General features: G+C 41.7%; 7 protein-coding genes and 1 pseudogene. 3 read left to right on the top strand and 5 right to left on the bottom strand.

What is annotated here, in order from left to right; translation table 11 throughout:
- The first annotated feature begins 3 nt into the window (after positions 1-3).
- Positions 4-84: an IS3 family transposase gene (locus tag ABPH35_RS09965; RefSeq protein WP_349988131.1), complete on the top strand. Its 81-nt coding sequence runs from the start codon at positions 4-6 to the stop codon at positions 82-84.
- A gap of 64 nt (positions 85-148) precedes the next feature.
- Here ABPH35_RS09965 and ABPH35_RS09960 read toward each other — a convergent pair whose 3' ends face one another.
- Together ABPH35_RS09960 and ABPH35_RS09955 are read right to left on the bottom strand one after the other, a co-directional pair.
- Positions 149-814: a DUF1803 domain-containing protein gene (locus tag ABPH35_RS09960; RefSeq protein ID WP_349989562.1), complete on the bottom strand. Its 666-nt coding sequence runs from the start codon at positions 812-814 to the stop codon at positions 149-151.
- Between the two features lie 66 nt (positions 815-880).
- Positions 881-1,816 (bottom strand): manganese-dependent inorganic pyrophosphatase, encoded by a 936-nt coding sequence (locus ABPH35_RS09955; protein ID WP_349989557.1) that lies wholly within the window; start codon positions 1,814-1,816, stop codon positions 881-883.
- 138 nt (positions 1,817-1,954) lie between these two features.
- On the opposite strand from ABPH35_RS09955, the gene ABPH35_RS09950 reads away from it, so the two are divergent.
- Together ABPH35_RS09950 and ABPH35_RS09945 are read left to right on the top strand one after the other, a co-directional pair.
- Positions 1,955-3,652, top strand: coding sequence for a M3 family oligoendopeptidase (locus ABPH35_RS09950; RefSeq protein WP_349989558.1), 1,698 nt, complete (start codon positions 1,955-1,957; stop codon positions 3,650-3,652).
- A gap of 9 nt (positions 3,653-3,661) precedes the next feature.
- Positions 3,662-4,309, top strand: coding sequence for a hypothetical protein (locus tag ABPH35_RS09945; RefSeq protein WP_349989559.1), 648 nt, complete (start codon positions 3,662-3,664; stop codon positions 4,307-4,309).
- 197 nt (positions 4,310-4,506) lie between these two features.
- Here the strand turns inward: ABPH35_RS09945 and pflA are convergent, their stop codons facing one another.
- The 3 genes and pseudogenes from pflA to ABPH35_RS09930 all read right to left on the bottom strand — a co-directional run.
- Positions 4,507-5,298: a pyruvate formate-lyase-activating protein gene (gene pflA, locus ABPH35_RS09940; protein WP_349989560.1), complete on the bottom strand. Its 792-nt coding sequence runs from the start codon at positions 5,296-5,298 to the stop codon at positions 4,507-4,509.
- A 67-nt stretch (positions 5,299-5,365) separates the two neighbouring features.
- On the bottom strand, positions 5,366-6,706 hold the full coding sequence (locus tag ABPH35_RS09935; RefSeq protein ID WP_349989561.1) for a hemolysin family protein: 1,341 nt from the start codon (positions 6,704-6,706) through the stop codon (positions 5,366-5,368).
- A 41-nt stretch (positions 6,707-6,747) separates the two neighbouring features.
- Positions 6,748-6,950 (bottom strand): annotated as a pseudogene (locus ABPH35_RS09930) (IS982 family transposase); the annotation flags it as partial.

Here is a 6,950-nt window from a genome sequence, read left to right as displayed (position 1 = left end):
TATATCCAGTTTTACAATACACAACGTTATCAAACAAAATTAAACAACCTGACTCCTTGGGAATTCAGGAATCAGGTTGCTTAGTATCTTTTATTATTTGACTGTCTACTTGACAGGGAGCCGTTCAGACTAATCCCTGTCAGTTTTTCTATCTATTAGCAAATTTTGTTCTAAAAACCAAATTCTCCTTGTCCAACTCCATGCTCAAGGCATAGGTCTGCGCATCAACTTCCTTGATAAAACCTAGGATTTCCAAGGCTCTGACAAAAATATCTGTCCGCCGTTGGATAACCCTTTCTTTCCGTGTAAATTTTAACAAAAAAGTAGTCATATACTTCATGGCATAGTCTTTATTAACATCGCCCAAGAGCTGATAAAGAACCTCTTGCTCCTCTGATAAGGGAAGCTGATTGGACAATTTGTAAAAATAAGAAGATAAGGTCAAGCGCTCCCGAAGCGCATCAACTTCTTCCTCGATGATGACCTTGTTGGTGGAATTACTTGTTGCAACCGTAAAGGTCGCACGGCTTAATTCCTCAAATACAGGACTACTTGTCTCGACAAAGATTTCTTGGTCTAAGGTCACATTTTCTAGGCTCGTTAGGCAAGAAAAAGCAGTATAGTAACGACGATTTTCTCGACGAATATAGCCAGCTTCAATCAACCGGTCCAATTGTCGGTCTATATTTGGAGCCGTTGTAAATTCTTTTTTTATCTGCCGTAGGGTCACATCATCTTGCTGATTCAGATATTGAATGAGATCTTGAAAAAAAGCAGTACGGGCTAACTTGGTTGGATTGTAGACTTTAATCATGAGATTATTATACCACACAAAAAGTCCTATCTGGTCTACCAAATAGGACTTTGCTCATTTACTGGTCTAGTTCGCAAAACTTTCGGTTAATTGTGGAACCACTTGTTTTTTACGAGAAACAGCCCCTGGAAGGAAAGCATGATTGTTTTCGAGTGTAAAGTTAAAGGCTGCTTCAACCTTGTCCATGTTTTGTCCGATTGCTAGGATTTCCGAGTTCGAGTTAACAATATCTGTAATCATCAAGACAAAGTCAGAGTAGCCATTTTCGCTACTTGCTGCTTCAATGGCTGCTTCAATTTCTGTTTGACGTTCCAAGACTTCAGCGATATCAACCGTGTTAACCTGCGCTACGCGAACGGCATTGCCATTTAGTTCAAAGGTTTTAGCATCAATGTCAATCAATTCATCGGTCGTTTTGCTAGCAAGGTTGGTTCCTGCTTTGAGCATCGCTAGACCGTATTCTTCCAAGTTGACCCCTGCGATTTCTGCCAATTCTGTAGCCACTTGTGGGTCGCTTGCGTGAGTCGTTGGTGATTTGAGCAACAAGGTATCTGAAATCAAGCCAGACAAGAGCATTCCTGCTACTTCTTTTGGCGGTGTGAGGCCATTTTCTTTGAAGGCACGGTAAACGATTGATGAAGCTGATCCAACTGGTTCCAACCGCATGTAAAGAGGATTTGCTGTTTCAAAATTCGCCACACGGTGGTGGTCAACAACCGCAACTACTTCCACTTCTTTAATATCAGAAATAGATTGCTGGAATTCATTATGGTCTGTTAAGATGACCTGCGCTACACCTTCTGCCTTAGCAGATTCTACCACGCGCGGTGCTGCCACTCCAAAATAATTCAGAGCAAAGGCTGTTTCTTCATTTGGTGTCCCGAGCGCTACGTTTTCCGCATCACGACCAAAAGCCTCACGCTCTAAATAAGCCCAACCATACGAAGACGCAATCGCATCTGTATCAGGATTTTGGTGACCAAAAACTAACAATTTTGACATGTTCTATTACCTCTTTAAACATTATTCATTCTATTTTAGCATATTTTCAGGCACTTGCAAATCATTCCTCACTCCCGATTTGCAAAACGTTTTCAAAAAGAGTAAGATAGTAGATAGAACAATAGAAAGGAAATACTTATGAAATTTACAGATTATACCTATACACGTCCTGATTATGCCCTCGTCAAAGAAGACTTATCTCATCTAACAAAGCAATTGCAAACAGCAGATTCAGCAGAAAAAACCATTGAGGTGGTCAAAGCTATTACAGCCATCAATTCGACCCTCGACACGCAGATGAACTTGTGGCATATTCGCCATACAGTTGATATGACGGATGAATTTTACAATGAGGAAACCAAATTCTGGAATGAGCATCTGCCCCTCTTTGAAGAATTGACAACTGCCTACTACCAAGCTGTTTTAGCTTGTCCATACCGTGCAGAATTAAGTGAATTCTTACCAGAAACCTTCTTCATGTTGGCTGAAAATAAGCAAAAGATTTTCTCCTCTGAGGCTATTCCTCTTTTCCAAAAAGAAAACGAGCTCGTAGACCAGTACAGGGACTTGATTGCAGGAGCAAAGATTGACTTCCAAGGTCAAACTTACAACCTTGCCCAAATGGCACCATTTGCCCAATCAACTGATCGTGCCGTCCGCAAGGCTGCCTCTGATGCTTCAACAGCTTATTTTGCAAGTAAAGAAGCAGATTTTGACCGTGTCTATGATGAATTGGTCAAGGTTCGGACTGAGATTGCCCATACTCTTGGCTTTAAAGATTATGTCGAATATGGCTATGTCTCAATGAACCGCTTTGACTACAACCGTGATATGGTCAAGGTCTATCGTGAAGAAATCCTTAAGCATGTCGTGCCAATCGTGCAAAAATTACGTGAACGCCAGGCAAAACGCATTCAGGTGCCAAGCCTCAAACACTATGATTTGGCATTAGAATTCCTAGACGGTAATCCCGCACCACAAGGAGATCCTGACTTTATCGTCGGAGAAGCACAAAAAATGTACCACGAATTGTCAGCAGAAACAGGTGAATTCTTTGACTTTATGGTGGAACATGATCTGCTTGACTTGGTTGCAAAAACTGGTAAAGATAGCGGCGGTTACTGTACCTATATTCCAGATTACAAGAGTCCGTTTATCTTTTCGAACTTCAATGGAACAAGTGGCGACATCGATGTCTTGACTCACGAAGCTGGGCATGCCTTCCAAGTCTATCGTTCACGTTGGATTGCTAGTCCTGAAGTTATTTGGCCAACCTATGAAACCTGTGAAATCCACTCCATGTCTATGGAATTTATGACCTGGCCTTGGATGGATCGTTTCTTTAAAGAACAAGTAGATAAATACAAATTTGGTCACCTAGCAGGAGCGCTTCTCTTCTTGCCGTATGGAGTTCTGGTCGATCATTTCCAACATGAAATTTATGAAAATCCAACCATGACACCTGCAGAACGCAAGGCAACTTGGAAACGTTTGGAAGAGCTCTATCTTCCTGACCGTGATTTCTCTGAATCAGAAGCACTCAACCGTGGTATCTTCTGGTATCGTCAGGGGCATATCTTTGCTAGCCCATTCTACTATATTGATTATACCCTTGCTCAAGTCTGCGCCCTCCAATTCTGGAAACGCACGCAAGTAGACAAGGACGAAACTGCTTGGGAAGATTATCTTCGTATCTGTGACCTCGGTGGAACAAAATCCTTCCTTCAAGTCGTTGCAGCTGCAAATCTTGAATCGCCATTTAAAGAAGGAGCTCTTCTTGCAACCACCAAGGCAGCTAGCGATTGGTTGGACAGCGTGGATGATGCGAGTTTTTAGGAGCTAAGGATGCAGATTACCTCATTATCTGGTTTTGAGTCGATTATTCCCGAACTCCTTGATGGCACAAGCAATTGGGCTTTTGGGAAATCCCCCTCTTATACGGATGCCAATGATATTCTCGTTGAAAAACTAGACTATCAAGGAACGGAATTATATCTCTTTGATTTACACACTCGAAAAGTCTATCAGCCCTTTCCAAAAGAGCCGATGATGTATCTGGAAAATCCAGTTTATGATCCCGCTTCCCAGTCATTTGGCTTGTTGCGCTATGACTTTCACCGAAAAATCATTCAAGCCTATCAGTATCGTCCTTCGGAAGATGAGCTGACCCTGCTGACCACGCTACCATTTGAGAAAGCAGGGGATCTCATCAATGTTCGTCTCGCGATTAGTCCTTTTACACTCATCAAACATGAAATTCATCACTTCAGAACCCATATCCTATGGCCTGTCGAAGACGTCTGCCAATGGGAAACAAATGAATGTTTGGAATATTTAGATGACCAATATTTCTATACATCAAAATGGGTGGAAGAGCCTGAATATGTTGAAGAAGTGATTGTCCGAGAACGGAACACGAAAACCATCATTCGGCGACAAAAAGGAAGCATCACCCTTCTCCCCAATGGAGAATTGTGGCAGTTTGTATCGTGAATTGAATAAGTCCTACAACTACGTCCACTCTTGTCTCGCCGGTCTTGGTTTTCAGAAACTTTTCGAAGCACAAAAAATCCTTTCAGAAATTATTCTGAAAGGATTTTTAATTGTTCATTAGATTTAGTCTTTCCCTTTTCATTTAGGATTAGGCCAAACGAGCTAGGAAGGTACTCCATTCAACTTGCATAACGATTTTAATTCCCCCGCACACGGTTCAGGTAGTCCTGATAGCTTTCGGTGTCCATCAGGTTTTTGGCATTTTCTACGCGGGCCTTGGTAGGTGGCTTGGTTCCTTCTAGTGGATAGGGACGTCCCAACTCCCGCCATTTAAATTCACCTAGGTTATGGTAAGGAAGGACTTCAAAACGCTCAACATTGTCTAAGGTCTTAACAAATTTCCCGAGTTCAATCAAATCTTCATCACGGTCTGTTAAGTTTGGCACCAGCACATGGCGAATCCAGACAGGCTTACCGATATCAGAGAGATAACGAGCACATTCTAAAATGGTTTTATTGCTATGGCCTGTCACGAAGCGGTGTTGGTCTGGGTTCATTTCCTTGATGTCCAGCAAGACCAAGTCGGTTACTTCCATGAGCTTGGCATATTTTTCCAGATATTTTGGTGTATTGCGGAAAGTTAGGGCACAAGTATCAAGGGTCGTATGAATTCCTTTTTCTTTTGCCAACGTAAACAAGGCAATCAAAAAATCAATCTGAATGGTCGCTTCCCCACCTGATACGGTGATTCCGCCTTCTTTTCCCCAAAATCCCTTATAGCGAATCGCTTCGTTGAGCACATCTTCTGCTGTCCGCTCGGTTGCCGCAGGATTGACCAAGTCCCAAGTATCAGGGTTATGGCAATACTGGCAGCGCATATGGCATCCCTGCATAAAGACAACAAAGCGGATGCCAGGACCATCTACAGCACCAAAACTTTCGGTTGAATGCACTAAACCTGTTACATTTTTGTAATCGATTGCTTCCATTTTCTCTTCCTCACTTCTTGATTTTTCTATTATATCATGAAAACGCTATAAAAGACTAAACAAGTGTTTAGTCTTTTGCATCTTCTTCTGATTCAAGCGGTGTAAGCATAATTTTCAGCTTGGTCACACGACCATTTTTGACCTTATCATTGATCATGACTAGATGATAGCCATGATGATCTAGTTCGTAGGCTTCTTTTTCTTCTTGACTTGGGATAGTGCCTAAACCTGTCAAATAGAATCCTGCAATCGTGTCTACGTCATCGCTTTCCAACTCTGTCCCAAAATGTTCATTGAAGTCATTTAAGGTCATGTTTCCTTGAACAATATAGGTATGTTCTCCGATTTCTCGAACAAAGATTTCTGTCTTATCCGTTTCATCATCAATTTCCCCAACGATTTCCTCAAGCAAATCTTCTAAGGTCACAATTCCTGCCACACCACCGTACTCATCAAGCAGAATAGCCATCTGATTTTGGGTATTGCGCAAAGCCTTTAATAAATCATCCACAAAAATCGTCTCTGGTACAAAGAGCGGTTCTTGCAAAATCCGTCGGATATTCAAATTCTCAAAACCAGTTGCAAAGCCTTCAGCCAAGATACGCTTGGTATGAATCAAACCAACAACATTATCCTTATCACCGTCATAAACTGGAATCCGCGAGAAATTCTGCTTCAAAATTTCCGCCATAATCGTTGCTGTATCGTCTTCAATATCGACCATGAAGGCATCCGTACGTGGTACCATGACCTCACGCGCCATCATTTCATCAAGTGAAAAAATCCCCTGTAACATTTCAATTTCATCTGCATCTAAGGTTTCCTCACTCTGGGTGGTTAAAATGTACTCGATTTCGTCACGGGTCATCTTCTCATCTGCATCATCAAATTGCATGGGCGTAAGATGACTAATGAGATTAGTTGCAGCTGATAAGAGCCATACAAAGGGGCTGACGATTTTCCCTAAAAAGATAATAATTGGTGCTGAAATCACCGCTAAATTTTCCTTCATATTCATCGCAATCCGCTTAGGATATAGTTCTCCTAATACGATGGAAATAAAGGTCAATAAGGCAAGTGCGAGCCAATAACCAGCAGTCTGTGCTGTCGCAGAATTCCCCAACCAATCAGCAAATACAGCACCTAAATCACCTGCCAAGCTCGCACCTGACAAAATACTGATAAAGGTGATTCCGACCTGAATGGTCGATAGAAAATGATTGGGATTTTCTAGTACATTTACTAAACGGATAAATTTCTTTTCTCCCTCAGCCGCTTTTTGCTCCACACGGGAACGGTTGAGAGAAACCAAGGCCATCTCAGAAGCTGAGAAAAAGGCATTGAGCAAGGTCAACAAGAGCAATAATAAAATTTGTAACTGAATGGGCTGACTACCAGGGTCTTCCATGATGTGTGTATCTCCTATAAAAAATATAATAACTCGTGGTGCTAGTTAATCTCAAAGTATCTCAAATTATAAGCAAGTATAATTTGTTCAATTCTCAACTGCAATCCTGTTAAGCTTCTAGTTAATGTCTGTTCGACATCAAAAAGAGCACAAAGTTCTGAAAATCGAGTTTCAATAGTTCGTCTCATAGCCAACAATTTCCAATGATTATGTTGTTTAGCCCCTGTCATATTTTGACGCAAGG

The organism is Streptococcus handemini (genome assembly GCF_040984445.1).
Lineage (GTDB): Bacteria > Bacillota > Bacilli > Lactobacillales > Streptococcaceae > Streptococcus > Streptococcus handemini.
The sequence above is the reverse complement of the archived record's forward strand: the minus strand, read 5'-3'. Positions and strand labels throughout refer to the sequence as shown.